This is a genomic window from Denitromonas iodatirespirans (assembly GCF_018524365.1).
Taxonomy (GTDB): Bacteria; Pseudomonadota; Gammaproteobacteria; order Burkholderiales; family Rhodocyclaceae; genus Nitrogeniibacter; species Nitrogeniibacter iodatirespirans.
Genome location: NZ_JAEKFT010000004.1, coordinates 42,990 through 68,685 on the forward strand (window position 1 = coordinate 42,990; position 25,696 = coordinate 68,685).

General features: G+C 69.1%; 25 protein-coding genes and 1 pseudogene. 10 read left to right on the plus strand and 16 right to left on the minus strand.

Going from position 1 to position 25,696, the window contains the following annotated elements; all coding sequences use genetic code 11:
* The first annotated feature begins 146 nt into the window (after positions 1–146).
* Positions 147–506: a hypothetical protein gene (locus tag I8J34_RS04485; RefSeq protein WP_214360186.1), complete on the plus strand. Its 360-nt coding sequence runs from the start codon at positions 147–149 to the stop codon at positions 504–506.
* Positions 507–512: 6 nt separating this feature from the next.
* On the opposite strand, the gene I8J34_RS04490 is transcribed toward I8J34_RS04485, so the two are convergent.
* Both I8J34_RS04490 and I8J34_RS04495 read right to left on the minus strand, forming a co-directional pair.
* Positions 513–965 carry a MaoC family dehydratase gene (locus tag I8J34_RS04490; protein ID WP_214360187.1) on the minus strand — a complete coding sequence of 151 codons (453 nt, stop codon included), beginning with the start codon at positions 963–965 and terminating at the stop codon, positions 513–515.
* 44 nt (positions 966–1,009) lie between these two features.
* Positions 1,010–1,921, minus strand: a complete 912-nt coding sequence (locus I8J34_RS04495) for a bestrophin family protein (RefSeq protein WP_214360188.1) — start codon at positions 1,919–1,921, stop codon at positions 1,010–1,012.
* Between the two features lie 129 nt (positions 1,922–2,050).
* Between I8J34_RS04495 and I8J34_RS04500 the strand changes: the two genes are divergently transcribed.
* The 3 genes from I8J34_RS04500 to I8J34_RS04510 all read left to right on the plus strand — a co-directional run bounded on the left by I8J34_RS04500 (position 2,051) and on the right by I8J34_RS04510 (position 4,984).
* Positions 2,051–2,683 carry a MarC family protein gene (locus tag I8J34_RS04500; protein WP_214360189.1) on the plus strand — a complete coding sequence of 211 codons (633 nt, stop codon included), beginning with the start codon at positions 2,051–2,053 and terminating at the stop codon, positions 2,681–2,683.
* Between the two features lie 102 nt (positions 2,684–2,785).
* A complete protein-coding gene (locus I8J34_RS04505) occupies positions 2,786–4,123 on the plus strand; it encodes a hypothetical protein (protein ID WP_214360190.1) in 1,338 nt (445 codons plus the stop codon).
* 186 nt (positions 4,124–4,309) lie between these two features.
* Entirely contained in the window at positions 4,310–4,984 is a 675-nt protein-coding gene (locus tag I8J34_RS04510) for an EF-hand domain-containing protein (protein ID WP_214360191.1), read from the plus strand.
* Positions 4,985–5,041: 57 nt separating this feature from the next.
* Here I8J34_RS04510 and I8J34_RS04515 read toward each other — a convergent pair whose 3' ends face one another.
* The 6 genes from I8J34_RS04515 to I8J34_RS04540 form a co-directional block, all read right to left on the minus strand.
* Complete coding sequence (locus I8J34_RS04515) at positions 5,042–5,698, minus strand: CDGSH iron-sulfur domain-containing protein (RefSeq protein WP_214360192.1); 657 nt, start codon at positions 5,696–5,698, stop codon at positions 5,042–5,044.
* Between the two features lie 77 nt (positions 5,699–5,775).
* Positions 5,776–6,525 (minus strand): sulfite exporter TauE/SafE family protein, encoded by a 750-nt coding sequence (locus tag I8J34_RS04520; RefSeq protein ID WP_214360193.1) that lies wholly within the window; start codon positions 6,523–6,525, stop codon positions 5,776–5,778.
* A gap of 64 nt (positions 6,526–6,589) precedes the next feature.
* Complete coding sequence (locus I8J34_RS04525; protein WP_214360194.1) at positions 6,590–7,795, minus strand: ABC transporter permease; 1,206 nt, start codon at positions 7,793–7,795, stop codon at positions 6,590–6,592.
* A complete protein-coding gene (locus I8J34_RS04530; RefSeq protein WP_214360195.1) occupies positions 7,792–8,520 on the minus strand; it encodes an ABC transporter ATP-binding protein in 729 nt (242 codons plus the stop codon). The genes I8J34_RS04525 and I8J34_RS04530 overlap by 4 nt, the downstream gene beginning before the upstream one ends.
* A complete protein-coding gene (locus tag I8J34_RS04535; RefSeq protein ID WP_214360196.1) occupies positions 8,517–9,806 on the minus strand; it encodes an efflux RND transporter periplasmic adaptor subunit in 1,290 nt (429 codons plus the stop codon). The genes I8J34_RS04530 and I8J34_RS04535 overlap by 4 nt, the downstream gene beginning before the upstream one ends.
* Positions 9,803–11,245: an efflux transporter outer membrane subunit gene (locus I8J34_RS04540; protein ID WP_214360197.1), complete on the minus strand. Its 1,443-nt coding sequence runs from the start codon at positions 11,243–11,245 to the stop codon at positions 9,803–9,805. Before I8J34_RS04540 ends, I8J34_RS04535 begins: the two co-directional genes overlap by 4 nt.
* 290 nt (positions 11,246–11,535) lie before the next feature.
* Between I8J34_RS04540 and I8J34_RS04545 the strand changes: the two genes are divergently transcribed.
* The 3 genes from I8J34_RS04545 to I8J34_RS04555 all read left to right on the plus strand — a co-directional run bounded on the left by I8J34_RS04545 (position 11,536) and on the right by I8J34_RS04555 (position 14,802).
* The gene (locus I8J34_RS04545) at positions 11,536–12,378 is read left to right on the plus strand and encodes a delta-class carbonic anhydrase (RefSeq protein ID WP_214360198.1); all 843 of its coding nucleotides are present in this window, start codon (positions 11,536–11,538) and stop codon (positions 12,376–12,378) included.
* A gap of 272 nt (positions 12,379–12,650) precedes the next feature.
* Positions 12,651–14,282: a nitroreductase family protein gene (locus I8J34_RS04550; protein ID WP_214360199.1), complete on the plus strand. Its 1,632-nt coding sequence runs from the start codon at positions 12,651–12,653 to the stop codon at positions 14,280–14,282.
* A 10-nt stretch (positions 14,283–14,292) separates the two neighbouring features.
* Positions 14,293–14,802, plus strand: a complete 510-nt coding sequence (locus I8J34_RS04555) for a DNA-deoxyinosine glycosylase (RefSeq protein WP_214360200.1) — start codon at positions 14,293–14,295, stop codon at positions 14,800–14,802.
* Between the two features lie 10 nt (positions 14,803–14,812).
* Here I8J34_RS04555 and I8J34_RS04560 read toward each other — a convergent pair whose 3' ends face one another.
* Positions 14,813–15,745, minus strand: a complete 933-nt coding sequence (locus tag I8J34_RS04560; protein ID WP_214360201.1) for an EamA family transporter — start codon at positions 15,743–15,745, stop codon at positions 14,813–14,815.
* Positions 15,746–15,824: 79 nt separating this feature from the next.
* Here I8J34_RS04560 and I8J34_RS04565 point away from each other — a divergent pair, with 79 nt between their 5' ends.
* Positions 15,825–16,331: a MarR family winged helix-turn-helix transcriptional regulator gene (locus tag I8J34_RS04565; RefSeq protein WP_214360202.1), complete on the plus strand. Its 507-nt coding sequence runs from the start codon at positions 15,825–15,827 to the stop codon at positions 16,329–16,331.
* Here the strand turns inward: I8J34_RS04565 and I8J34_RS04570 are convergent.
* The 4 genes and pseudogenes from I8J34_RS04570 to I8J34_RS04585 all read right to left on the minus strand — a co-directional run.
* Positions 16,328–16,960 carry a glutathione S-transferase gene (locus I8J34_RS04570; RefSeq protein WP_214360203.1) on the minus strand — a complete coding sequence of 211 codons (633 nt, stop codon included), beginning with the start codon at positions 16,958–16,960 and terminating at the stop codon, positions 16,328–16,330. The two genes, I8J34_RS04565 and I8J34_RS04570, sit on opposite strands and share 4 nt — an antisense overlap.
* Positions 16,957–17,718, minus strand: coding sequence for an ABC transporter permease (locus I8J34_RS04575; RefSeq protein ID WP_214360204.1), 762 nt, complete (start codon positions 17,716–17,718; stop codon positions 16,957–16,959). The genes I8J34_RS04570 and I8J34_RS04575 overlap by 4 nt, the downstream gene beginning before the upstream one ends.
* Positions 17,715–18,635 carry an ABC transporter ATP-binding protein gene (locus I8J34_RS04580; RefSeq protein ID WP_214360205.1) on the minus strand — a complete coding sequence of 307 codons (921 nt, stop codon included), beginning with the start codon at positions 18,633–18,635 and terminating at the stop codon, positions 17,715–17,717. Before I8J34_RS04580 ends, I8J34_RS04575 begins: the two co-directional genes overlap by 4 nt.
* Before the next feature lie 82 nt (positions 18,636–18,717).
* Positions 18,718–19,392, minus strand: a pseudogene (locus I8J34_RS04585) (NADPH-dependent F420 reductase); the annotation flags it as partial.
* 93 nt (positions 19,393–19,485) lie between these two features.
* Here I8J34_RS04585 and I8J34_RS04590 point away from each other — a divergent pair.
* Both I8J34_RS04590 and I8J34_RS04595 read left to right on the plus strand, forming a co-directional pair.
* Complete coding sequence (locus I8J34_RS04590) at positions 19,486–20,445, plus strand: LysR family transcriptional regulator (RefSeq protein WP_214360207.1); 960 nt, start codon at positions 19,486–19,488, stop codon at positions 20,443–20,445.
* Positions 20,446–20,621: 176 nt separating this feature from the next.
* Positions 20,622–21,179: a hypothetical protein gene (locus I8J34_RS04595; RefSeq protein ID WP_214360208.1), complete on the plus strand. Its 558-nt coding sequence runs from the start codon at positions 20,622–20,624 to the stop codon at positions 21,177–21,179.
* A gap of 168 nt (positions 21,180–21,347) precedes the next feature.
* Here I8J34_RS04595 and I8J34_RS04600 read toward each other — a convergent pair whose 3' ends face one another.
* The 3 genes from I8J34_RS04600 to I8J34_RS04610 are packed head-to-tail and all read right to left on the minus strand — an operon-like array spanning position 21,348 to position 25,585.
* Positions 21,348–22,262: a GGDEF domain-containing response regulator gene (locus tag I8J34_RS04600; protein ID WP_214360209.1), complete on the minus strand. Its 915-nt coding sequence runs from the start codon at positions 22,260–22,262 to the stop codon at positions 21,348–21,350.
* On the minus strand, positions 22,255–25,026 hold the full coding sequence (locus I8J34_RS04605) for a hybrid sensor histidine kinase/response regulator (RefSeq protein WP_214360210.1): 2,772 nt from the start codon (positions 25,024–25,026) through the stop codon (positions 22,255–22,257). Before I8J34_RS04605 ends, I8J34_RS04600 begins: the two co-directional genes overlap by 8 nt.
* Positions 25,013–25,585, minus strand: coding sequence for a YfiR family protein (locus I8J34_RS04610; RefSeq protein ID WP_214360211.1), 573 nt, complete (start codon positions 25,583–25,585; stop codon positions 25,013–25,015). The genes I8J34_RS04605 and I8J34_RS04610 overlap by 14 nt, the downstream gene beginning before the upstream one ends.
* Between the last annotated feature and the right edge of the window lie 111 nt (positions 25,586–25,696).

Here is a 25,696-nt window from a genome sequence, read left to right on the forward strand (position 1 = left end):
CGCGCGCCTTGTGTCGGACGCATTCGGGCCCAACGGGACTGACGGATCTACTGTGAACACGCCCTAGTCCCCGGCGCCCGCCCTGCGACGGAACCCGGGGACGCGTTCGACGGTCGCACAGGCATCGACGCCACCGAGCACACCGCATGCCGATCCCCTGGCTCACCGCCGCCAAGATGATCCCCTGGACCGACGTCATCGCTGCCGCCCCGGGCATTGCCCGTGGCGCGCGCGAATTGTGGAAGCGGGTCCAGGCCCGGGACGACGCGCAGGCTGCGCCCGACACCGTGGTCGACGATCCGGTCGCCCGGCTGGCGGTGCTGGAGCGCAGCGTGGCCGATCTCAACCAGGAAGCGGCGCAGCGCTCGGAGCTGATCGCCCAGCTCGCCGAACAGAACGAACGCCTCATCGCCGCACTCGACCGCCAGCAGCGCAGCACCCGCTGGGCGCTCGGGCTGGCCATCGCCGCCGTGATCGGCCTGGCGATCGTGCTGCTGACCACCTGAAGCCCGCTATTCGGCCCGTCGCTTGACGAGGTGATTCACCACGTAGCTCAGCACGGTATCGCCGTGCTGGTTCACCGCCAGATACTTCAGCTTGAGGATGCCGCGATCGGGTTTGGAGCGCGAGGGCGTCACCTCGACCACCTCCACCTCGGTATGCAGTGTGTCGCCCGGGCGCACCGGCGCCAGCCAGCGCAACTCGTCGATGCCCGGCGAGCCCATGCTGCAGGCGGCCAGCACACCGCTCTGGATGAACAGGCGGAAGGACAGCGACAGCGTCTGGAAGCCGCTGGCGATCAACCCGCCGTAGAGCGATTCGGCCGCCGCATTCACGTCCAGGTGAAAGGCCTGCGGATCGTACTGGCTGGCAAAGTCGATGATCGCCGCCTCGGTCAGCGTGAAACCGGGCGAGACGAAGCGCTCGCCGAGCGCAAAGTCATCCAGATAGCGTGCAGTTGTCATCAGGCAAGCTCCAACGAGCGCCACCGCCCTCCGGTGGCAGGGCGCTACAACAGAACGTGATCGACCGGTGCCAGCGGCGCCGGCACCGGCTCGTCGAGCGCCTCGGCGATCGAAATATCGACACTGCGGCAGATCGCATCGAGCGACAGGGCATTGGCCGTCTCGCCGAACGGCTGCTCGAGCTCCTCGGCCAGGGCGTCGAGACCGAAAAACGTGTAGGCCACGATGGCGGTGAACACCGGCGTAAACCAGCCCATCGACCCCACCAGGCCAAAGGGCAACAGGTAGCAGTACAGATAGGCCGTGCGATGGACCAGCAAGGTGTAGGCGAAGGGCAACGGCGTGCGGCGAATCCGCTCCGACGCCGCCTGCACCTCGGCCAGGCCGGTCAGCCGTTCATCGAGGATCCGCAGCCCCTGGCTGTCGATCCGCCCCGCCGCCAGGCATCGGCCCAGCGACCGGCCGGCCTCGCGCAGGCAGCGGTCCGCGGGGTTCTGCGCCGCCAGCGCCCGGGCCGCACGCGCTGCGCCCAGCACCGCGGTCAACGCGTCGCGGACATCCTGCTCACGCAGATTGCCTTTGAGCGCATGCGCAAAGGCCGACACCCAGGCCAGCAGTTGGCGCCGCTCGGGATGCGTCGCGCCCAGCAGCGCCTCGCTCGCCCGCGCCAGGCTGCGCACTTCAAAGACCATGCGGCCCCATTGCTTGCGCGCCTCCCACCAGCGGTCGTAGGCCGCGTTGTTGCGAAAGCCGAGGAACAGCGACAACGCAATGCCGAGCAGGGTGAAGGGGCTGGTGGTGTACTGCGCAACATTGGCGAAATGGCTGCTGTGCACGGCGGCGACCACCAGGCCGAACAGCCCGGCACACAACACCTGCGGAAAAATGCGCGGCAACACCGAGCCTTGCAGGGCAAACAGCAAGGCCAGCGCGTTCAGCCGCTTTCGAACGATCATGACGAGAACTCGATCCGGGGCAACCGTCAGAGAAGCAGATACTGTCACAACTGCTCGCAAAAAACCCACCACCACCGCCGCACGGGCCGCTTGCCCCCGCACCGGTTCAATGCCACCATCCGCCCCCACATGGAATCGCTCATCAAACCCTTCATCACGCTGCTGGCCATCGTCAATCCGATCGGCGTGGTGCCCTTCTTCATCCACTTCACGCGCACGTTTTCGGCCGTGGATCGTGCCCGCACGGCACGAGTCGCGGCGTTCTCGGCATTTCTGGTGATCTCGCTGAGCGCGCTGATCGGCATCCGCATCATCGAATTCTTCGGCATCTCGCTGGCTTCCTTCCAGGTCGGCGGCGGCCTGTTGCTGCTGATGAGCGCCATCCAGATGCTGCAGGCCGAGCCGGCCGAGTCGAAGGCGCAGGACATCGACGAAGGCGCCCAACGCGCCGACACCGGCGCCAGCATCGCCGTGGTGCCGCTCACCATCCCCCTGCTCACCGGCCCGGCGACCATCTCGACCATGGTCATCTATGCCGAAAAAACCACCCACCTGTGGGAGCTCGGCGTGCTGGTGCTCTACGGCGTGGTGATCGGCCTCGCCGCCTGGCTGGTGCTGTCGGCCGCCGAGCGCATCGGCCGCTTCCTCGGCCAGACCGGCATCAACGTCATGACGCGCCTGATGGGCCTGATCCTGGCGGCGATCGCCGTCGAAGTCATGGCCGACGGCCTCGGCACGCTCTTCCCCGGCCTGCTCGGCTAAATCGCCTCGCTCGACTATCCTCCAAACAGCGCATTGCCCATGACGCAGTCGTAGGCGATACGCATGGCACGCGTCGCATGGGGCGACGCACGGAGGATGCCGATGAGAAAGTTCGTTTCGATCCTGCTGATCGTACTGCCGCTCGGCCTGTTCGCCGCCGTGCTGATCGATCACCTGACCCTGGACACCACGCTGCACCGGATCAACGCCGGCCAGCTCGCCGACGCCGACCTGCGACGCATCGACTACCTGTCGATCCGCGGCGGCAACATCGCCGCCGACGGCCCCTACCTGCCGCAGCGCATCGGCAACTACGACTACGTGCCGGTGTTCGCCGCCACGGCGCCGGTCGGCAGCGAAGCGACGCCTCGCTTCATCGCCATCCTCCCCGCCGGCGCGCTCGGCGACCGGCTCAATCCCCCGGCCTCCGCCGACGAAGCGCCCAGCCTCGACATCACCGGGCAGCGCTCCGCCGGCTGCCACGATCTGGCCAAGGCCGGTTTCCCGGCGGCAACGGCCAAGCTGCCCTGCATCGTGCACGATCGCCACCCCGCGCCGCTGGGCACCCTGCTGCTCGGCGCCGCAGTCATACTCCTGCCGATCATCGGCGTCGGCCTGTGGCTATGGCCGCGTCGCACCCCGACAGGCGCCCGCAGGGCTGCCAGCGGCTGCCTCGTCAAACTGGCCAAACCGCTGATCGCCATGCTGATCGTCGCCGCCATCGCCTTCGGCAAGGTCGGCGACGAGCTGTGGCCGGCTGCCGGCAAACTGGCTCCCCATGGTGCCGGTGCTGTGCCGGACGTGGTCAAGGTTGTGGACGGATTGGCCGCACCGCATGGCGGCGAGCGCTTCGTGCTCGAGGCCATGAACTACGGCAACAAACTGGCCTCATGGAAGAAAAACCTCGACGCACTGGCGCTCGGCGCCGACGACACGGTCGAGGTGCAGCTGATCCAGCTCGATGCGCGCACCACCTACCACCGCGACCCGCTCGGCGCCTACCGCCGCAGCGCCGCCAGCGCGCTGGTGGAGCACCAGTTGCGCCGCAACGGCGAGGTGGTCGGCGGGCAGTTCTTCGCCACCGACGCGAGCGATCACTGGGAGGCTGTCGCCCTGCAGCAGTTGGTCAAGGACGGTCCGGTCGACGCGGTGGCGGAGCTATCCGTCCACACCGACAAGGGCGTTCGCCGCATCCGCCTGCGCGGCGAGATCGAGTTCCTCGAAGGCGACGCGGCCGCCTATCTGGCCGACCGGAAGGTGGTCTTCCGCTACCGCGCGCCGGCCCTCGCGCAGATCGCCGACAAGCGCGAAAAACTCGCCCAGGCAGTGGCGCGCAATCCCCGCCAGCAATTCCACATGGCCAACCTGTTGTTCGAAGCCGAAGGCGACACCCTGATCATCCGCTCGATCGGGCCGAGCCGGCGGATCTTCAAACCCTGACCGCACCGCACCAGCCACCGCCATCGGTCGGTTTTACCCGTCCGGTTGATCCAGCGCAACGTACGCCAACGCCATGGCGCGAAGATATGACCGAGAGATCGCCGCGGCGCAACACGGTGGCCGACGGAGAAGGCGTCTACCCGGGCACGCTATCGCGGACCCGAACGCGTTGAATGGAGGTGCATCATGAAACGACTGAACCGGATACTTTCGATGAGCGCGATGGCTGCAGCGCTGACGCTGGCCGCGGCGCTCCCCGCCCAGGCCCAGAGCGCGCCGCCGCGCGGGCCGGCACCGTTCTCGGCCTATGACCGGGACGGCGATGGCGCCGTGACCGAGGCGGAATTCAACGCCTTCCGCACCGAGCGCCAGGCAGAGGCCGCGGCCGCCGGACGGCCGATGCGCGGCGCCGTCAATGCGCCGCCCTTCGCCAGCTTCGACACCAATGGCGACGGCCGGCTGAGCCCCGAGGAGCTGGCCGCCGGCCAGGCCATCCAGTTCCAGAATCGCCCGGGGGCCGGGATGGGACCCGGTGCCGGACGCGGGGGTGCTGGGATGGGCCCGGGTGCTGGAATGGGTCCGGGCGCAGGAATGGGCCCCGGTGCCGGCACGGGCATGGGCCGCAATCAGCCGGCCTTCGCGGACTACGACCTGAACGGCGACGGTCGGATCGATGCCGACGAATTCACCCGTGCGCGCAACGCGCGCATCGGCGAGCGGGCTCAGCAGGGCTACCAGATGCGCGGCCTGGCCAATGCCCCCGCCTTCGGCGAGCTCGACGCCAATGGCGACGGCACCGTCAGCCCTGAGGAATTCGCTGCGCACCAGCAAAGCCGCCGCGGCCCCGTCCCGGCGCAATGAGCCGCAGCGCGCCGGGCCCGGCCGCCCGCGGGTGGCCGGGCACCCGGGGCGATCGGCTCAGTCCGACCGGAAGCCTTGCGCCACATGGCTGCCGTCGCAAAACGGCTTGTTCTTCGAGCCGCCGCAGCGGCACAGTGCCACCGTCGTGCCGAACCAGGCCGCCCGCCCGGCGGCGCTGTAGATGCGCAGATGGCCCTTGCACACCAGCGGGCCGTTAAGGGTCGGGGTGATGCGCAGCTCACCGTCGCCGGCAACCTGCAAGCTGCCGGACTCGCCCACCGCGCCATAGTCCTTGAAGCCGATGGCCTCGTGGCTGTTGTCGCAGAAGGGCTTGTTCTTCGACGCCCCGCAACGGCACAGCGCGGCGCGAAAGCGCAGCCCCGGCGGCATCTCGGCCAGACCTTCGACATGCAGATTGCCGCGAAAGAACAGCGGCCCATTACAGGCCACGACCATCGTGTTGTCGACCGCGGCCATCTCCACCGGCCCCCCGGTCTTGTCGGCATAGCTGAGCGCGCCGCTCGGGCAGCGCTCGACCACCTCGCGCACCCGCGCCACTTCCGCCGCATCCGGTTGGCACCACGGATCGCGCCCATCGACAAACAGCTCGCCGGTCGCGCGTCCGCACTCGGCGGCGTGAATGCACAGGCGACTGTCCCAGGTCACGTCGACGGTCTTGCCCGGGTAGGTGAAGCGCACTTTTTTCCCGCTCATGGGAGGCCTCCTGTCCGGTCCGCTGTTCTTCCTCTATAGACCAGCGGATACGCCTTCGACAGCGCGGCGGGTCCGCCTCAGGTCGTCAAGGCCTGCCAGATCAGCCGGGCCGCGAGCAGGGTCAGGACGATATTGAAGAGCAAGGAGAAGTGCGTGTCCTGCATACGCTTGAGCAGATGCAGGCCGATCCAGGTGCCGGCCACGCCAGCCAGGATCATCGCGCCGATCAGCGGCAGCCAGTGCAGGAGATCAAAACCGGCCCCCTGAAAAACCACCGCCTTGAGGCTGTGCTGCACCGACATGGCGGCGGCGAAGGTGGCAATCGTCTTGAAGCGCTCGGTGTGGATCTGCTTGATGAACGCCGCCACCAACGGGCCGGTGGCGCCGACGAACAGGGTAATGAAGGTCGTCACCCCGCCGGCGACGAAGATCCCCGCCGGGCGCAGCGCCAGGCGCGGCAAGGCCGGCCCCCAGCACAGGTAGAGGGTGAAGGCGGCGATGGTCAGGTAGATGACGTTGGGCGGCAGGCTCACCAGCACCGCACTACCGATCAGCGCGCCGAGCACCGCGCCAGGCGCGAAGGTGCCGACCGCGCGCCAGTCGATATGCCGCCAGCTCATCGCCGCCCGGCCGACGTTGGAGCCCATCTGCACCACCCCGTGCACCGGGATGATGATCTGCGGCGGCAGCACCTGCGCCATGATCGCCAGCAGCATCACCCCGCCGCCAGCGCCGAGGCTGGCGGTGAGCAGCGAGGCCAGGCAGGCGCTGGCCAGCAGCAAGGCCAGCACGCCGGCCGACAGATCGCCGAACAGGGACAGGGTCATGCGTATCGCCCGGGGGAGAAAGCGGCCATTCTACGGGCCCGCCCTCCCCCGCGGCCAGCGGCGCTCACTCGTGGCGCAAGGCGTCGATCGGATCGAGCCGCGCGGCCCGGCGCGCCGGGAAGAAGCCGAACACCACACCGATCAGCGCCGAGATGCCGAAGGACAGCAGGTTGATGCCCGGGTCGAACAGGTAGGGGATGCTCATCAACGACGACAGCCCGATCGACGCGCCGGTGGCCAGCGCCACGCCGATCAGCCCACCCAGGCTGGAGAGCACCACCGCCTCGATCAGGAACTGCAGCAACACCTCGTGTTCGAGCGCGCCGATGGCCAGGCGGATGCCGATCTCGCGGGTGCGCTCGGTGACCGACACCAGCATGATGTTCATGATGCCGATGCCGCCCACCAGCAGGCTGACCGCCGCCACCGCGCCGAGCAGGGTGGTCATGATGCGGGTGGTGGTCGACAGCGTCTGGGCGATCTGCTTGGTGTCGAGCACGTTGAAATTGTCGTCCTCGTTGGCGCCGATCTTGCGCCGCTCGCGCAGCAGCGTCTCGACCCGCACCTTGACCGCCTCGGTCGCGTTGCTGTCGTTGGCCGAGACGAGAATCGTGCGCACATCCGGGTCGCCGGTCAGGCGGCGTTGCACGGTGCGGATCGGCATCACGATCGTGTCGTCCTGATCCGAGCCGAAGGCCGACTGCCCTTTGGCGGCGAGCACGCCGATCACCTGGCAGGAGAAGTCCGCCACCCGCATCGACTCGCCGAGCGGGTCGCCACCGCCAAACAGCTCGCGCTGCAAGGTGGCGCCGATCACGCACACCGCCTGGCCGCCGCGTGCCTCGGCCTCGGTGAAGATGCGCCCGGCGGAAAGCGTCCAGCCGGCGGCGGTGAAATAGTCGCGCGTGCTGCCGGTGGCCACGCTCGACCAGTTGCGCGCGCCCACCACCACCGACACCGCCTTGCGCGTCTCCGGCGCCACGGCCTTGATGCCCGACACCTGGGTGGCGATGGCCTGCACGTCAGCCAGCTTGAACATCGGCGCCCCGGCGCTACCGCCCGGGCCCATGCGCTGGCCCGGGCGCACCATCAGCAGGTTGCTGCCCAGGCTGGACACCTGGTCGGAGATCGACTGGGTCGCGCCGTTGCCGAGCGTCACCATGGTGATGACCGCCGCCACGCCGATGACGATGCCGAGAATCGTCAGGAAGGAGCGCAGCAGGTTGCGGCGGATCTCGCGCAGCGCGAGCAGCAAGGTATTCCAGATCATGTGCCCGCCTCCAGCGCCGGCGTGCGCGCATCGCTATCCACCCGGCCATCGACGAAATGCACCTGCCGGTGCGCATAGGCCGCCATGTCCGGCTCATGCGTCACCATCAGGATGGTGATGCCGCGCTGGCGGTTGAGCTCGGTGAGCAACTCCATGATCTCGACGCTGCGCTGGCTGTCGAGGTTGCCGGTGGGCTCGTCGGCCAGCAGCACCGCCGGGTTGGTGACGATGGCGCGGGCGATGGCCACGCGCTGCTGCTGTCCGCCGGAGAGCTCGGCCGGGGTGTGGTCTTCCCAGCCGTCGAGGCCGACCTGAGCCAGCGCGGCGCGCGCCGCGGCATGGCGCTTGGCCGCCGGCTCACCGCGGTAGAGCAGCGGCAGCTCGACGTTCTCCAGCGCCGAGGTGCGCCCCAGCAGGTTGAAGCCCTGGAACACGAAGCCGAGAAAATGCCGCCGCAGCAAGGCGCGCTGGTTGCGGTCCATGGTCTCGACATGCACGCCCTGAAATTCATAGCTGCCGCTGGTGGGCGTATCGAGGCAGCCGAGGATGTTCATCACCGTCGACTTGCCCGAGCCGCTCGGCCCCATCACCGCCACGAACTCGCCGGCCGAAATGGAGAGATCCACGCCGCGCAGCGCCTGGAAGGCCGCCTGCCCGCTGCCATACACTTTGGTGATGCCGGCCAGGCGAATCAGCGCCTCGGGGGCGTCATGCATGGCGCTCATCGTGCGCCGCTCACGGCATCGGTGATCACCGCCGTACCGGCGGCCAGATCGCCCGCCACGATCTCGGTCATGCGGCCATTGGTGGCGCCGGTTTTCACCGTCACCGCCACCGGCTGGCCGTCGCGCAGCACCCACAGCTGGCGCTCGCCGGCGGCCGGGTCCTGGAGCTTGACGGTCTTGGCCTGGCGCGGCGGGCGCGGCATCAGGCTGGCGACCAGGCTCTGCTTGCGCTCGCCGCGGGCCGCCGCGGGCGTGTAGCGCAGCGCGGCGTTTGGCACCAGCAGCACGTCCGCCTTCTCCAGGGTGGTGATTTCGGCCGTGGCCGTCATGCCTGGGCGCAGGCTGAGGTCTTCGTTGGCCACTTCCAGCGTGGTCAGGTAAGTGACCACGTTGTCGGTGGTGGTGGCGCCGTAGCTCACACGGGTGATGTGCGCCGGGTAGCGCCGGTCGGGGTAGGCATCGACGGTGAAGTTCGCCTGTTGCCCCTCCTTCACCTGGCCGACATCGGCCTCGTCGACCTTCACCTGCAACTCCATCTTGGCCAGATCCTCGGCCAGCACGAACAGCGTGGCCACCTGCAGCGAGGCCGCCACCGTCTGCCCCGGCTCGACCGCGCGCGACAGCACCACGCCGTCGATCGGCGAGCGGATCGAGGCCTTGGCCAGATTGGTTTCGTTGGTGCGCAGCGTGGCGCGCGCCTGCAGCACGCCGGCCCGGGCGCTGGCGAGGTTGGCCTGCGCCCGGGCCACGCTGGCTTCGGCCGCTTCGATCTCGGTCTTCGAGGGCACCTTGCCGCCGGAGAGCTTGAACACCTCGTTGAGCCGCGCGAGGCTGCTGCGCGACTCCTCCACCGTGGCCTCGGCCTGCTGCACCGAGGCCTCGGCCACCTTCACCGCAGCGCGCGCATTGGCCACCTGGTCCTCGAGCTTGGACACATCCAGCCGGGCCAGCACCAGCCCCTTGCTGACACGGCTGTTGTCATCGACGAACACCTGCTGGACGGTGCCGGACAATTCACTGCCGACATTCACCTGGTTGGTCGGTTGCAAGGTGCCGGTGGCCGACACGGTCACCACCAGCGCCCCGCGCTCGGCCGGGCTGGTCTGGTAGCGCACGGCGGCCGCCGTGTCCTTGCCGCCCCACATCGCATAGGCGCCGGCACCGAGCAGCAGCACCACGCCGGCCGCCAGCCACCCGCGCCCGCGGCGGGGCTTGCGCGTGGTCACATCGAGGATGGCCGCGGGCGCGATGGCGGCCGGCGCGCCGATTTTTTCGGGTGAGTTCATGAGTGCTTGTCCTGCGGGTTGTCTGCGGGTTCGGTGAGATCGGCGCGCGACCAGCCGCCGCCCAGCGCCTTGTAGAGCTGGATCAGCGCGCTCAGGCGCTCGCCTTCGGCGCTGGCCAGGCTGTCTTCGGTGCTGAGCAGGCTGCGCTCGGTGTCGAGCATCGTCTGGAAGTCGATCAGGCCGCTGCGATAGCGGTCGGCGGCCAGCAGCTTGGCGTTGCGCGCGGCGGCGCTGGCGGCGGCCAGCGCATCGCGCCGGCGGGCGGTGTTGTCGAGTGCCGTCAGGGCGTTCTCGACATCTTCCAGCGCGGCCAGCACCGTGCTGCGATAGCTGTGCAGGCGTTGCTCGCGCACCGCGCCCTGCTGCTCGACCCGCGCGGCCAGCGCGCCACCATCGAACAGCACGCCGCCGATGCCCGCGGCCAGCGTGCGCAGCACCGAGGCGCCGTTGCCCAGCGCACCGAAAGTGACCGCCTCCAGCCCGATCGACCCGCTCAGCGTAAAGCCCGGCCAGCGCGCCGCCTCGGCCACGCCGATGCGCGCCGTTTCCGCCGCCAGGGCGCGCTCGGCGGCCTGCACGTCGGGGCGCTGGCGCAGCACCTCGGCCGGAATGCCGACGGCGATGGCGGTCGGCACCGCCGGCAGGCCGCCGTCGGCGAGCGTCGTCTGCAGCGCGCCGGGTGCCTGTCCGGTCAGCACGGCGAGCCGGTTGGCGGCGCTGGCGATGCCGGTCTGCAGGCTGGGGATCTGGGCGCGCGTCTGCTCGGTGTTGGTGCGTGCCTGCTCGACCTCCACCGAACTGGCCAGCCCGGCCTGGGCGCGCCAGTCGGTCAGCTGCAGGGTCTCCTGCTGCGCGGCGAGGTTGCGCCGGGCAATGGCGAGGCGCGCCTGGCCGGTGCGCAGCGTCACATAGTTGAGCGCCACCTCGGCGGCCAGCGAGGCATGCGTGTTGGCCAGGTTCGCACTGGCCGCCTCGCGGTCGGCGCGCGCCGCCTCGACGCCGCGGCGCACGCCGCCGAAAATGTCGATCTCCCAGCCGGCATCGAAACCGGCCGTCCAGCGCTCGCTCACCGCGGCATCGCCGCGGCCACTGGCGCTGGCGTTGCCCGAAGCGCCGACGCTCGGCATCTGCCCGGCCCGCGCCACGCGCTCCTGCGCACGCGAGGCCTGCACCGCCGCACGGGCGGCCTGCAGATCCGGATTGGCGCGCAGCGCCTGGTCGATCAACTCGCTCAAGGACGCATCGCCCAATTGCTGCCACCAGCGCTCGATCGAGGCGCTACCGGTGGCACTGCCCGAAGCCGGTGCGGCATGCCAGGCCTCGGGCACGGCCGCGACCGGTGCCTGGTAGTCGGGGCCCAGCGTGGCACAGCCGGCCATGAACACGGCCAGCGCCCCGACGCCGAGGCGGGTTGAGCAGCTACGGAGTGAGGTTTTCATCGCATTCACAAAGACATGGAAGGATCGGCCGACGAGGCGCATCGCCCCTTGGGCAAGCAGATGGTCGGATGGTGCTACCGCGCCGGGTTAACCACCGTTAGTGCGATGTAAAAACGGGTAAAGCCCCACCCGACCGCTTGCTGCCGGCCTGCGGGAACCGCTGCGATGCGGCTTGAAAAATTTTATGTCGTATGCCCCTCACGACGCAGCGAGGCTATGATGTTGGGGCACCCTGGCCCACCAGAGCGCCACGGAGCCCAACCTCACAACCTACTCACCGGAGCGACTATATGCACCCTGCCTATCGCACCCTTGGCCTCGTCATCACCGTCGGCCTACTTTCTTCGCCCGCCCTGGCCGCCGAACAATCCCACGGCCACGCCGACGGCGGCGCGGCCTGTGTCGGCTTCGGCCCGCAAACCCCTCGTGACATCAACAGCCTGGCCGGCGAGAACAAGCGCAGGATCGCGCTCGCGCCGCCAGCCAGCCAAATGAACCTCTGCAACATCCACTTCCACAAGAACGCCGAGCACAAGGCCGCCGCCTTTTCCATCTACGCCGGCGAAGGCGATGGCCATGGCTACCAGAGCGGCTACCAGTGCACCATCAGCAAGACGCTGACACCCGCCGAGCTGGCGCCGACCAAGGAGAGCATCTGCGACAGCGAACATGGCAACCTGAAGCCCGGCGACACCATCGAGGTGCACTGGGTGCACTCATCATGCGACGTCCAGCCAGGCGCCGGCCTGGGCGCCTGCCTGTCCGAGAAGTGCGCCAATCCCGACCTGCGGGTCGAATCGCAGGTCTTCACCCTGGTCAACGACCCGCAAGCCCTCAACATCAACGACATGGACTACGACGGCAACATGGTGAACGGCCTGCATCAGGCCAAGAGGCTGCCGACCGACACCGGCAAGCCGGTCGAGTTTCTCGGCTCGACCACAGGCCCGAAGTACACCGACCAGACTTGCTCGCCGCTGCAGGTCACCTGGAGCGTGCGTCCGCAATGCGCCAAGCTCGACATCAACAGCGTCGGCGAATGGTGCAAGAACAACGCCTTCAAGGAAGACCACGCCCATGGCGTGCGCAAGCTGGTGACCAACCCCAAACTGTTGGCACCGATCACGAAGTAAGCACCGCACTCCGGCCGTCCGGCCTGCAACACGCCGGACGGCGGACCGCTGAAACCCGCCCGGAGGCGCAACATCCCCTCGAGGGTCGCGGGCGTGCGTCGGGTGATGCGTGCATTTGCCCTCGCATCCGGCAAGTCACCAGATGCGCCGTCTGGGCGGCCAGACTCAGATCCGGGCCACGCGAAGGGCCACGGCATTGGCCGCTCCCTACACCTTTTCACCGCCCTTGCCAGCGTCCGACATCAAACCCCGGGTATGCGATGATCGGCCTCATGAATTCCCCAGACACCGATTCGCTGGACGTGGTGCGCCACTACCACACGCGCACCAAGCACCATCCCCAGCGCTATGCCGCCTCGCTCGGCTATCTCGACTGGGCCACCCAGCCCGACCCGTTCCGCCGTTTCGACGGCGCACCCACGATCGCCCTGCCGCACCCGCCGCTGCGCGCGGCGCCGAGCTACGACAGCCTGTTCGCCGCGCCGCCCGTACCCGCCCCGCTCGATGCCGACACCGTCGGCCGCCTGCTCTACCACAGCCTGGCGCTGTCGGCCTGGAAGCAGGTGGCGCCCGGCCAAGCCTGGTCGCTGCGCATCAACCCCTCCAGCGGCGCGCTGCATCCGACCGAGGGCTATGTGATCAGCGGCCCGGTGCCCGGCCTGATCGATGCGCCCGGCGTCTTCCACTACGCGCCCTACACCCACACGCTGGAGCGGCGCGCCGCGCTCACCGAGGCGCAATGGGCGGTGCTCACGGCCGGCCTGCCGCACCCCTGCCTGTTGATGGGGCTCAGCTCGATCCACTGGCGCGAAGCCTGGAAGTACGGCGAGCGCGCTTACCGCTACTGCCAGCACGATGTCGGCCACGCCATCGGCGCCATCGCCTTCGCCGCGCGCACGCTCGGCTGGCAAGCGCGGGTGATCGACACGATCGCCGACGCCGACCTCGCCCGCCTGCTCGGTACCGACCGTCAAGCCGGCCCCGAGGCCGAGCAGGCCGACTGCCTGATCCTGCTCACGCCGGCCGGCATGCCTGTCATCGATCCAGACGCCAAGGCCTGGCAGGCACGCATCCCCGCCCTCGACCTGCTCGGCTCGCCCAGTCGTCTGAGCCACGATCACCACCCCTGGCCGATCATCGACACCGTGGCAGCCGCCGCCGCAACCCCCGGCCCTGCCCCGGACACGCCCTCGGCCGAACCTTGCCTCGACACCGGCCCCGACCGCGGCCACAGCGCCGAGCAGCTCATCCGCCAGCGGCGCAGCGCGGTGGATATGGACGGCGAGAGCCCGCTGGCGCGCGCCGACTTCTACCGCCTGCTGGCACGCACCCTGCCCGGCGCCTTCCCCGCCGCCGCGCTCCCCGGCCCGCCGCGGGTGTCGCTGGCGCTGATGGTGCACCGGGTCACGGACCTCACGCCCGGCTTCTACCTGCTGGTGCGCGACCCGGCGCACGAAGCCAGTCTGCGCGCATCGCTCTCGGGGGAATTCGTGTGGGAGACGCCCGAGGGCTGCCCGGCGGATCTGCCGCTGTTCCGCCTGATCGCCGACGACACGCGCCGCGCGGCGCAAACGGTGAGCTGCCAGCAGGCGATTGCTTCTGACGGCGCCTTCGCCGTCGGCCTGCTGGCCGAGTTCGATGCCGCGCTGGCGGCCGGTGGTGCGCGCGCCTATCCGCGCCTGTTCCGCGAGACCGGCCTGGTCGGCCAAGTGCTGTATCTGGAAGCCGAGGCCACCGGCCTGCGCGGCACCGGCATCGGCTGCTTCTTCGACGATCTGATGCACACCTTGATGGGCATCACCGACACCACCTGGCAAAGCCTCTATCACTTCACCCTCGGCGGCCCGGTCGACGACGACCGCCTGCAGACCCTGCCGCCCTACGCCCATCTCGACCGCGAGTAGCCTGCCCACCATGTCCTACGTTCAGAGTTTCCCGCCGCTGGCCGGTCCCGACGCCCGACTGCTGATTCTCGGCAGCATGCCGAGTAGACGCTCGCTCGCCGAGCAGCAGTACTACGCCCATCCGCACAACGCTTTCTGGCCGATCATGGCCGAGCTGTTCGACATCGAGGTCACCGCGCCCTATGCCGAGCGCTGCGCCGCGCTGACCGCCGCCGGCGTGGCGGTGTGGGACGTGCTGGCCGCCTGCACGCGCGAGTCCAGCCTGGATTCGGACATCGTCGAGTCGAGCATCGTGCCGAACGATTTCGCCGGCTTTCTCGACACGCACCCGCACATCCAGGCCATCTACTTCAACGGCGCCAAGGCCGAGACCAGCTTTCTCAAGCATGTGCTGCCGTCGCTGAGCGACCCGCACCTGGCCATTCCCCGCCATCGCCGCCTGCCCTCGACCAGCCCGGCCCACGCCGGCCTGCGCTTCGACGCCAAGCTGGCCGCCTGGCAGCGCGCCATCGCGCCCTGAAGCGCGTCGCCTAGACCGGGTTGCGCACCACGCCGTCGGCCGCGGACGGCGCCGCGTCGATGACCGGTGTGCGACGCGGCGGCGACATCGCCCACTGCACCGCCAGCACGCTGCCGAGCACCATCACCAGCCCCAGCAACGACAGCCCGCGCATGCTCTGGCCGAGCAGCAGCCAGCCGAGCAGCACCGCGGTCAGCGGGCTGAGCAGACCGAGCGAGGACACCGCCACCGGCGACAGGCGCGCCACGCCGCGAAACCACAAGCCGTAAGACACCAGCGCGCCGAACACCGCCAGATAAGCATAGCCGGCCACATTCAGCAGGCTCAGCGCGGGTAGCGGCGGGTCGATGATCCACGCCACCGGCGCCAACATGGCGCCGCCCAGCAGCAGCTGCCAGCCGGTGAAGGCCAGCACCGGCAGATCCGGCCGCCAGCGCCGCGCCAGAAACGTGCCGGCGGCCATGCAGGCCGCGCCGGCCAGCGCCGCCGCAATGCCCACCGGCTCCCACACCGTGTCTGGCGACAGCAAGAGCGCCCCCATGCCGAACACCCCCGCCACGCTCGCCCACACCGCCAGGCGCACCGGCCGTTGCTGGTCCACCGCCCAGGCCAGCGCCATCACCAGCAGGGGTTGGATGGCGCCGACCACCGCCGCCAGCCCGCCCGGCAAGCGGTAGGCGGCAACGAACAGCAAGGCCTGGAAGACGCCGATGTTGAGCGCCGAGAGCAGCGCCATCCGCCCCCAGAAGCCGGCGGCCGGCAGGCGCCGGCACCACAGCACCAGGGCCAGGCCGGCCGGCAGCGTGCGCAGCAAGGCGGCGGTGAACGGCCGGTCCGGCGGCAGCAGCTCGGTGGTGACGATGTAGGTGGTGCCCCAGATGATGGGCGCCAGCGCGGTGAGGAGCCCATCGCGCCAAACGGAAGTGGAGGGTGTCGTGCTCATGGCTTTATCTTCATATCAAGATAAAATGGAGCCTGACACGGATTTATCTTGAACTCAAGACAATAGCCGGGAGCAAGCGATGAACGGACCGACACATGGCGACGCAGTGGACACCATCCTGGCGCAATGGCGCCGCGAACGGCCGGACCTCGATCTGGCGCCGATGAGCATGATCGGCCGTCTGGCCCGCTGCGCCTCGCTGATGCGGCGCGAGCTGGACACCGTGTTCAGTGCCTTCGGCATCGGCCGCGGCGAGTTCGACGTGCTGGCCACGCTGCGCCGCGCCGGTGCGCCCTACGCCCTGACGCCGACCGCGCTGTTCTCCTCGCTGATGATCACCTCGGGCACCATGACCCATCGCCTGCAAGGGCTCGAAGCGCGCGGCTGGATCGAGCGCCAGCCCGACCCGAAGGATGCGCGCAGCAAACTGGTGACGCTGACCGCCGACGGTCTCGCGCTGATCGACCGCGCCGTCGAAGCGCACCTGGAGAACGAGCGGCGCATCCTGGCGCCACTCGCAGCGGCGGATGTCGCCGCGCTGGACGCGCGGCTGGCGCAGCTGCTGGCGGTGCTGGAGCCGCGTTAGGCGCAGCCGTCTGCCGCGCGCCAAGGCGGCTGTTTTTTCATCACCGCGGCGAACAGATCCGACCCCAGCCAGCCGGCCAACCACCTCCGCAGCGCCGGCAGCGGCGCCATGTCGAACCATGCCGGATCGACACCGGCGAACTGGCGCACGAAGGGAAACAGCGCCGCATCGGCGAGCGCGGGCGTGGCGCCGAAGAGGTAGGGGGCGTGCGCGAGGCGCCCATCGAGATCGGCCAGATGCACGGCGACTGCTTCGTCGCGCCAAGCGGCTGCCGGCTTTTCGGGGAAGCGTTCGGCGTATTTGTAGCGGTCGAGCAGCGGTTTGAAGCCGATGTCGTTGCGGGCGATGAGCGCGGCCTGCGTGTCGGCGTCGCCAATCGTCAGCCAGTTTTCGGGGTCATGCCGGCCGAGCGCCCAGCGCATGATGTCGAGGCTCTCGTCGATCACCCGGCCGTCGGGCAGCTGCAGCACCGGCACCGTGCCCTTGGGCGAGATCGCCAGCATCGCGGCGGGTTTGTCGCGCAGCACCACTTCGCGCAACTCGACCGCCACCCCGGCCTGCCCCAACGCCAGCCGCGCACGGATCGCGTAGGGGCAGCGGCGGAAGGAATACAGGACGGGCCGGCTCACGGCTTGAGGCGATACCCCGTGCGGAAGATCCACGCCACGACGCCGATGCACACCACCAGGAACAGCAACGTCATGCCCAGGCTGAGCGCCGGGCTGACGTCGGCCAGGCCGTAGAAGCTCCAGCGGAAGCCGCTGACCAGGTACACCACCGGGTTGAACAGCGTCACCGTCTGCCAGAACGGCGGCAGCATGTGGATGGAGTAGAAGCTGCCGCCGAGGAAGGTCAGCGGCGTGACGATCAGCATCGGCACCAGCTGCAGCTTCTCGAAGCCGTCGGCCCAGATGCCGATGATGAAGCCGAGCAGGCTGAAGGTGAAGGCGGTGAGCACGAAGAACAGCAGCATCCACAGCGGATGCTCGATGCGGATATCCACGAACAGCCCCGCCGTGGCGAGGATGATGCTGCCCAGGATCAGCGACTTGGTGGCCGCCGCGCCCACATAGGCGATGACGATCTCGAGGTAGGACACCGGCGCCGAGAGCACCTCGTAGATGGTACCGGTGAAGCGCGGAAAGTAGATGCCGAAGGAGGCGTTCGACACGCTCTGGGTGAGCAGCGCCAGCATGATCAGGCCGGGCACGATGAAGCTGCCGTAGCTGACCCCGTCCACTTCCGGAATGCGCGAGCCGATGGCGGCGCCGAAGACCACGAAGTAGAGCGAGGTGGAGATCACCGGCGAGATGATGCTTTGCGTGAGCGTGCGCCAGGCGCGCGCCATTTCGAAGCGGTAGATGGCTTTGATGGCGTAGAGGTTCATTGCTTTACCAGGCTCACGAAGATGTCTTCGAGCGAGCTTTGTGTCGTGTTCACATCCTTGAAGCCGACGCCGGCGGCGTTGAGGTCGGCCAGCAGGTCGGCGATGCCGGGGTGCTCGCGTTCGGCGTCGTAGGTGTAGGTCAGCGCATGGCCGTCGTCGGTGCGCTCCAGCGCATAGGCGGCTAGCGCCTCGGGCACCGTGTCGATGGGCTCGTGCAGATGCACGGTCAGCTGCTTCTTGCCCAGCTTGTGCATCAGCGTGGCCTTGTCTTCGACCAGGATGATCTCGCCATGGGTGATGACGCCGATGCGGTCGGCCATCTCCTCGGCCTCTTCGATGTAGTGGGTGGTGAGGATCACCGTCACCCCGTCCTCGCGCAGGCCGCGCACCAGGTTCCACATGTCGCGGCGCAGCTCGACGTCGACCCCGGCGGTGGGCTCGTCGAGGAAGAGCACGCGCGGCTCGTGCGAGAGCGCCTTGGCGATCAGCAGCCGGCGCTTCATGCCGCCCGACAGCGTCATGATCTTGTGGTTGCGCTTGTCCCACAGCGACAGCGAACGCAGCACCTTCTCGATATAGGCCGGATCGGCCGGCTTGCCGAACAGGCCGCGGGTGAAGCTCACCGCCGAGAACACCGACTCGAAGGCCTCGGTGGTCAGCTCCTGCGGCACCAGCCCGATCAGGCTGCGCGCGGCCCGGTAGTCGGTCACGATGTCGTGCCCGCCCACCTTCACCGTGCCGGTCGAGGCATTGACCAGACCGCAGACGATGCTGATCAGCGTCGTCTTGCCGGCGCCGTTGGGCCCCAGCAGCGCGAAGATCTCACCGCGGCGGATGTCGAGATCGACGGCCTTGAGCGCGGTGAAGCCGCCCTCGTAGACCTTGGAAAGATTGGAAACGGAAAGCATGGTCGTCATGGGCGGTGACGATACCAGAGGCGGGCCGCCTGCGTCCCGGAACAATCGGCGAGCGCCGGACGGTACGCGTCCCGCCCCATTGTCATGCCGCCTGGCCGAGCAGGCTGAAGCCGTGCGTCCAGTGGCCGCGGCGCACGCCGTAGTCGATCCACAGCATGGCCAGCGGCTCGAGCAGGCGCGAGGCGTCGATCGCCCCGACGTCGATCGCGCCGCGCCAGCCGAAATCGCGCAGGATCGCCGCCACCTCATCCTTGGCCGCCGAATCATTGCCGGCGATGAACATGTCCGGCGCACCGCCGGTGAAGGCCGGGCGGACGAACAGGCCGGCACCGATGCTGTTGAAGGCCTTGACCACCCGGGCCGCCGGCAGCCGGCGCTGCACCGCCTCGCCCGCCGAATCGGAAAAGCCCAGCGCCAGGCGCGGGGCGCCCTGCGAAAAATCGAGCGGATTGGTGGCATCGATGACCAGCGTACCCACCGGTACCACCGGCGCGATCTCGGCCAGCACCGCCTCCAGCGCGCTGCCAGGCACCGCCAGGCAGACGATGTCGGCCGCGGTCAGCGTCTCGGCCAGCGTGCCCGCTGCGCTGCCGGGCACGGCGTCCAGCGCCTGGCGTGCCGCCTCGCCCTGCGGAGCGCGGGAGGCGAACACCACCCGGTCGCCGCGCGCCGAAAACCCCCGGGCCAGTGCCGTGCCGACATTGCCCGTACCGATGATGACCACATGCTTGTTCATGTTGGGTGCTCCTGTTGTGAAAAGGTGCGCCCAGTGTGCCGCGGTCGATTACCATCGATAAGCCATAAACTCATCGAATCGCTATCAACCAAAAGTTATCAATCAAGGCCTGCCATGACCATCACCCCGCACCTGAGCGGCATCCAGTCCTTCGTCCGCGCGGCCGAACTCGGCAGCTTCTCGGCCGCCGCCCGCCATCTGGGCATTTCCGCCGCCGCCGTCAGCAAGAACATCGCCCGGCTCGAAGCGAAGCTCGGCATCCGTCTGATGAACCGCAGCACCCGTTCGCTGAACCTGACGGCCGAGGGCGCCGCCTTTTTCGACCAGGTGCGCGGCGCGCTGCAGGCGCTCGACGGCGCGGTGGACGATCTGGCCACCCGGCGCACCGGGCCGAGCGGCCGGGTGCGGATGTCCGCCGGCGGCAGCATGGTGCGTCACTTCCTGGTGCCGCTGCTGCCGGCCTTTCGCCGCCTCTACCCGGGCATCGCGCTGGAGATCGATTCGGACGACCGCTTCGTCGACATCGTCAGCGGCGGCTACGACTGCGTCCTGCGCGGCGGCGTGATCAAGGACAACAACCTTGCCGCGCGGCAGGTCTGCCGTTTCTTCTCGGTGCTGGTCGCCTCGCCCGACTATCTCGCCCGCAAGGGCGTGCCGACGGTGCCGCGCGAGCTGGTGGCGCACGACCTGCTGGCCGCCCGCTTCCTGTCGAGCGGCGAATGGATCTGGCTGTTCGATACCGACGGCGATGCGCAGCCCCATGCCTACCCGGCCGCCTTCACCTTCTCGGACCCGGACGCCCTGCTCGCCGGCGCCCTGGCCGGCCTGGGCATCGCCCAGCTGGGCACCCAGCATGTGTGGCCGCACCTGCAGGCCGGCGGGCTCAAGATCGTGCTGTTCGACGCACTGCGCAGTCCGGACATGAGCCTCAGCCTGCAATACCCGCACCGCGCGCTGATCGCGCCGCGGGTGCGCCACACCATCGATTTCTTCGTCGACCAACTGCGCGCCGATGCCCGCCTGACCGTCAGTCGCGCCGACCTGGCGCCCTTCGTGGCCAGCGCTGGCGACTGAGGCCGGGGGCGGCGTCGGCCGGATCAAGTGCGCGGGATCGCGTGGCGCGGGCATGTCTGACGTAAGAACTTTTTCTGCGCGGCGGCGGTCATCGGAACAAGTCGCACGCGCCTGCTCGCCCCTGCCCCGGAATGCAACACGCCCCTTTGAACTCCGCGCTTTGCCTTGAGGTGCCCATGAAAATCCTCCGCCCCGTACTCGTCTCGCTGGCCATCTCCACCACCTCTGGCCTTGCCGTTGCCCAGCCCCCTTCAGGGCACGGCACGCATGAAGCATCCCGGCATCCCGGCACCACAACCGCGCCCTATGCCGGCATGCAGCAACGTGAAATCAAGGCGTTGTCCGAGCAGCAGATGGCCGATCTGAGAGCGGGCAAGGGGCTGGCGATGGCCTTGCCTGCCGAGCTGAACGGCTACCCGGGCCCGGCCCATGTGCTCGATCTCGCCGCCGAGCTGAAGCTCAGTGCGGATCAGCACCACAAGACACAAATGCTATTTACCCGCATGCAGGAGGAGGCCCGGACCCTGGGCGAGCAGCTCATTGCCGCCGAGCGCCAGCTCGACACCCTGTTCCGATCGCGGCAGGCCGGGCCGGATACCGTCGCGGCGAGCACGGCCGCTGCCGCCCAGCTCCAGGGCCGGCTACGCGCCACCCACCTGCGCTATCACCTCGCCATGATGGACATTCTCACAGCCGAGCAGGTCGCGATGTATCAACACATCCGCGGCTACTGACACACCGCGGACGGCCTCATCCCCGATCGGCCGCAATCACCCGCGACAGGCCAGGCGCAAGGCGCCGAATGACGCCCAAGCCCTACTGCGACCTTGCTCGAACGTGCGCTTCGCGTGAGTGAGCGGCCCGAGGTCGGATGAATCCAGCCCGGCAACGATGATCGATACTTACTCCGCCGAGCCGACACACAGCCGGTTGCGGCCGCCGCGCTTGGCGTCGTAGAGCCGGCGGTCGGCCTGGATGATCAATTCGGTGGGGCTTTGCGCGCTGTTGGGCACCAGCACCGCCAGGCCCATGCTGATGCTGACCGTCCCCTGCACCGCCGGGTGCTGGTGCGGCAGCGCCAGCTCGGTGACGGCGCCGCACATGCGCTTGGCGACCGTCTCGGCGCCATGGAGATCGACGTCCGTCATCAGGCAGGCGAACTCCTCGCCGCCGAAACGCGCGAGCAGATCGCCGGCGCGTTTGACCTCCTGGCGCAAGGCCTGGGCCACGCGCCGCAGGCAGTCGTCGCCGGCGGCATGGCCGTGGTGGTCGTTGTAGGCCTTGAAGTGATCGACATCGGCCATGATCAGGGCCAGCGGTTGATTCTGTCGCATGGCGCTGCGCCAGGCGGTGTCGAGCGCCTCGTCGAAGCAGCGGCGGTTGGCGATCTGGGTGAGCGCGTCGACCGTCGACAGGCGCTGCCAGTGGTCGCGCAGGCGCTTGAGCTCGACATGGGTGCGGATGCGCATCTTGAGGATGGCCGGCGAGAACGGCTTGGTGACGTAATCCACGGCGCCGATGCGCAGCCCCAGCGCCTCGTCGTCCTCCTCGCCCATGGCGGTGATGAAGATCACCGGAATGTCGCGGGTGGCGTCGCTGTCCTTGAGCTGCTTGCACACCTGATAGCCGTCCATGCCGGGCATCATGACGTCGAGCAGGATGAGGTCGGGTCGGGCCGCGGCGGCGGCGCGGCGCAGGGCCGATTCGCCGTCGGTGGCGACCACCACCTCGCAGTCCGGCTGCAACAGGTTGCCCAGCAGGCTGATGTTGGAGCGTTCGTCGTCGACGATGAGGACTCGGGGCTTGTCGTCAGTCATGCGTCTGTTCTCCGGGGATCGTCGCCAATTGCCGCGACAAGTCGGCCAGCGTGGCCTGCGCGGCGTCGAATTCGAAGGCCCGCACCTGGCGGGCAAGCCGTTGGTAGGGGTCGGCCAAGTGGCCGCCCAGGGCGCGGGCCAGGGGATCGAGCCGCTGCACGGCGTCGAAATTGCCGTCGCCCAGCGCTTGCGCCAGCGCGGCCACACTCGCCTGCAGCCGTACCGGGTCGATCGGGCCGGAGGCGACCGTCGGCGCCGGCGTGTCGAGGCCGGCGATGCCGTCGCCCAGTTGCGTGAGCGCATCCTCGACCGCCGCCAGTGCCGCCTCGGCATCGACCTCGCTGCGCAGCGTGCGCTCGAGTGCCCGCACGTTGCGCTCCAGGGCCCGGGCGCCGAGGTTGCCGGCGGTGCCTTTGAGGTTGTGGGCGATGCGCAGCGCTTCGCCGGGCGTGCCGGCTGCGATCGCACGGCGCATCCGCACGACGCTGTCGGCATGGTCCTGGCGGAAGTCGCACAGCAGCTGGCGGTAGAGGTCCCGGTTGTGGCCGGCCCGGACCAGGCCGGCGGCGGCATCGAGGCCGGGCAGATCGAAGGCCGGATCGTTCTTGGCGACAACGGCAGGCGACGGTGCCGGGGCAGCGCCGGGTGCCGAGGGCGCGGCCGGCAGCCAGCGCGCCAGCGTACGCGCCAAGAGCGCCGGATCGACCGGCTTGCTGAGGTGGTCGTTCATGCCGGCGGCCAGGCACTGCTCGCGGTCTTCGTCACGGCCGTGGGCGGTCATGGCGATGATCGGCAGGCTGAGCGGATCGTGTTGCGCACGGATGCCGGCGGTCGCCTGGTAGCCGTCGAGCCGCGGCATCTGCAGATCCATCAGGACCAGATCGAAGCGCGCCTGCGCAACCGCCTCCAGCGCGGCCTGACCGTCACCGGCCAGACTCACGTTCAGGGCCATGTGTTCGAGCAGCTCGCGCATGATGCGCTGGTTGATCGGGTTGTCCTCGACCACCAGCACGCGCGCGCCCGGGCGCGGCTGGCTCGCCTCGGCAGCGGCCGGGGCAGGCGCCGGCGCAACCGCGCTCGCAACGCCCAGCTCGGCCGTAAACCAGAAGGTGCTGCCCTGCCCCGGCGCGCTGCGCACACCGATCTGCCCGCCCATCAGGTCCACCAGGCTGCGGCAGATCGCCAGGCCCAGGCCAGTGCCGCCATGCTTGCGGGTGATCGAGCTGTCGGCCTGGGTGAAGGATTCGAACAGGCTGGGCATGACGTCTTGCGCGATGCCGACGCCGGTGTCGCTGACCTCGAAACACAGCCGCAGCCGCCCCTCGGCGCCCGGCTCGCGCCCGATCCGCAGCTGCACCCCGCCCAGTTCGGTGAATTTGAGCGCATTGCCCAGCAGGTTGATGATCACCTGGCGCAGCCGTTGCGGGTCGCCGTTGACCCGGCCGGGCACGTCGTCGGCCACCTCGGCGGCGAGGCTCAGGCCGCGCTGGTCGGCGAGCACGCCGAACAGGCCGAGCAGGTCGTCCACGAGGTCGGCGAGGCTGAAATCGACCGCTTCGAGCTCCAGCTTGTCGGCGTCGAGCTTGGAGAAGTCGAGAATGTTGTTGATCACCGCCAGCAGTGCGTCGGTGGCCTTGCGGATGTTGCCCAGGTAGTCGCGCTGCTCGTCGCTCAGCGGCGTGCGCTGGGCCAGGTGGCAGAAGCCGAGCACGGCGTTGAGCGGGGTGCGGATCTCGTGGCTCATGTTGGCGACGAACACGCTCTTGGCCTGGGTAGCGGCTTCGGCGGCTTCCTTGGCGATCGTCAGTTCCTGCTGGACGCGCTTGAGCGCGGTGATGTCGGCATAGCTGAGGATGTGCGCCGCCTCATCGAAATAGCCGATCGCATAGGCCGAGGCCAGCGCCCAGTGATGTTCGCCGCGGCGGTCGGTGAATTCGATCTCGCGGCTATCCACATTGCGCGAATCGGCGTCCGGGCCGCACAAGGGCTTGTGCCCCGCGGCATCGCCATGGAAGGTGTAGGCGGGTTGGTCCGCCAGCGCGTCGGCGGGCACGCCGAACAGTTCGGCCGCAGCCTGGTTGCCGCGCAGGATGTGGCCGTCGCGCCGCCGCGCCAGCACCATCGGCACCGGCGCCACTTCGAACAGCGCGCGCAGGTTGCGTTCGCTGCGCACGAGCTTGCGCAGCAGGCTGACCACCGCCCACCAGATGCCGCCGATCACCACCAGCAACAGGGCGGCGCCGATCGACAGCTTGTCGCGCACATCGGTCTTCAGCTCGCTCACGAACTGCATGTTGGCGCTGAAATGGGCAATGCCCAGCAGCTCCCGGCTGCGGCGCGCATACAGCGGCACGTCGATGTCGAGGCAGTCGCTGCACGCCCCGCTGTCCTTGGCGATGTCGAGCATGCCCGGCGGCGCATTCACCACGTCGTAGTCGATTTCGGTCTTCAGGCCGAGGAAGATCGGCGCGCCGGTGGTCGGCTCGCGCGCGATCAGGATTTCGTCCATGACCCCGGCCAGGCGGCGCTGCGCGGCGTCCGCGTCGCCCCCGGTGAGGGCGTCGGCCAGCGTCAGCGCCTGGGAGCTGGCCAGTGCCGTGGCGTTGGCGCGGGCGTTGGCGTCCAGCCGCGGCGCCAGTACCGCGAACCAGTAGTAGGCGAGAATGGCCGCCAGGCACACCGCAAGCGCCAGGAACAGTGCCGTCACCGCGACCCCGGCCGGCAGCTTGATGCGGCCCCGCCGCGTCTTGTCAGCGCTGCTCATAACGCTCCGCGATTTTCAGGAAGAAGGGCTTGATGCGGACACCGGCCGCATCGACCGCGCCGGTATTGACGTAAGGCAGCACCCGGTCGCTGACCACCAGACCGGCGGCCACGCCGCGCTCGACATCGCCGGCAAACGGGGAAAAGCTCAGCAGTTTCTGACGGCGGCTGAAATCGAGAACGGCGCCGAGGTCATCGCCCATGCGCTGGGCGACGAAGACGCCGGCAACTTTCGCCTTGGCGTAGTCCGGCAGCTGCGACACCGCCACCGACTTGACCTTGAACGGGATGCCGCGCACCGCACCCTTGTCGCGCAGCACGGCGGCCAGCTGCTCGACCAGCACCGCCTCGTCGCGGTGAACCAGTAGCAACAGCAGGGGCTCGTTGCCGTTGCGCTTGTCGCCGATGTCCTGGTCGGCGGCCAGCACGGCGGGAAACAGGTTGATGCCGACCATCACGCGGCGAGCATCCTGCTCGTCGGCGGCAATCGCCCCCAGCCAGGGCGAGCCGGCGATCAGCAGCGTCGCCAGCAGCATGCACATCAGGCGACGCGCGCTCATCGCGCGGCTCATGGCCGCCACCGCGACACCGACAAGACACGGCAGTGCGACACACCGGGGCTCGGCGGCGGTAGCGACCGTGTCAATCGTGCGTCCCGCCCATGCGCTGCA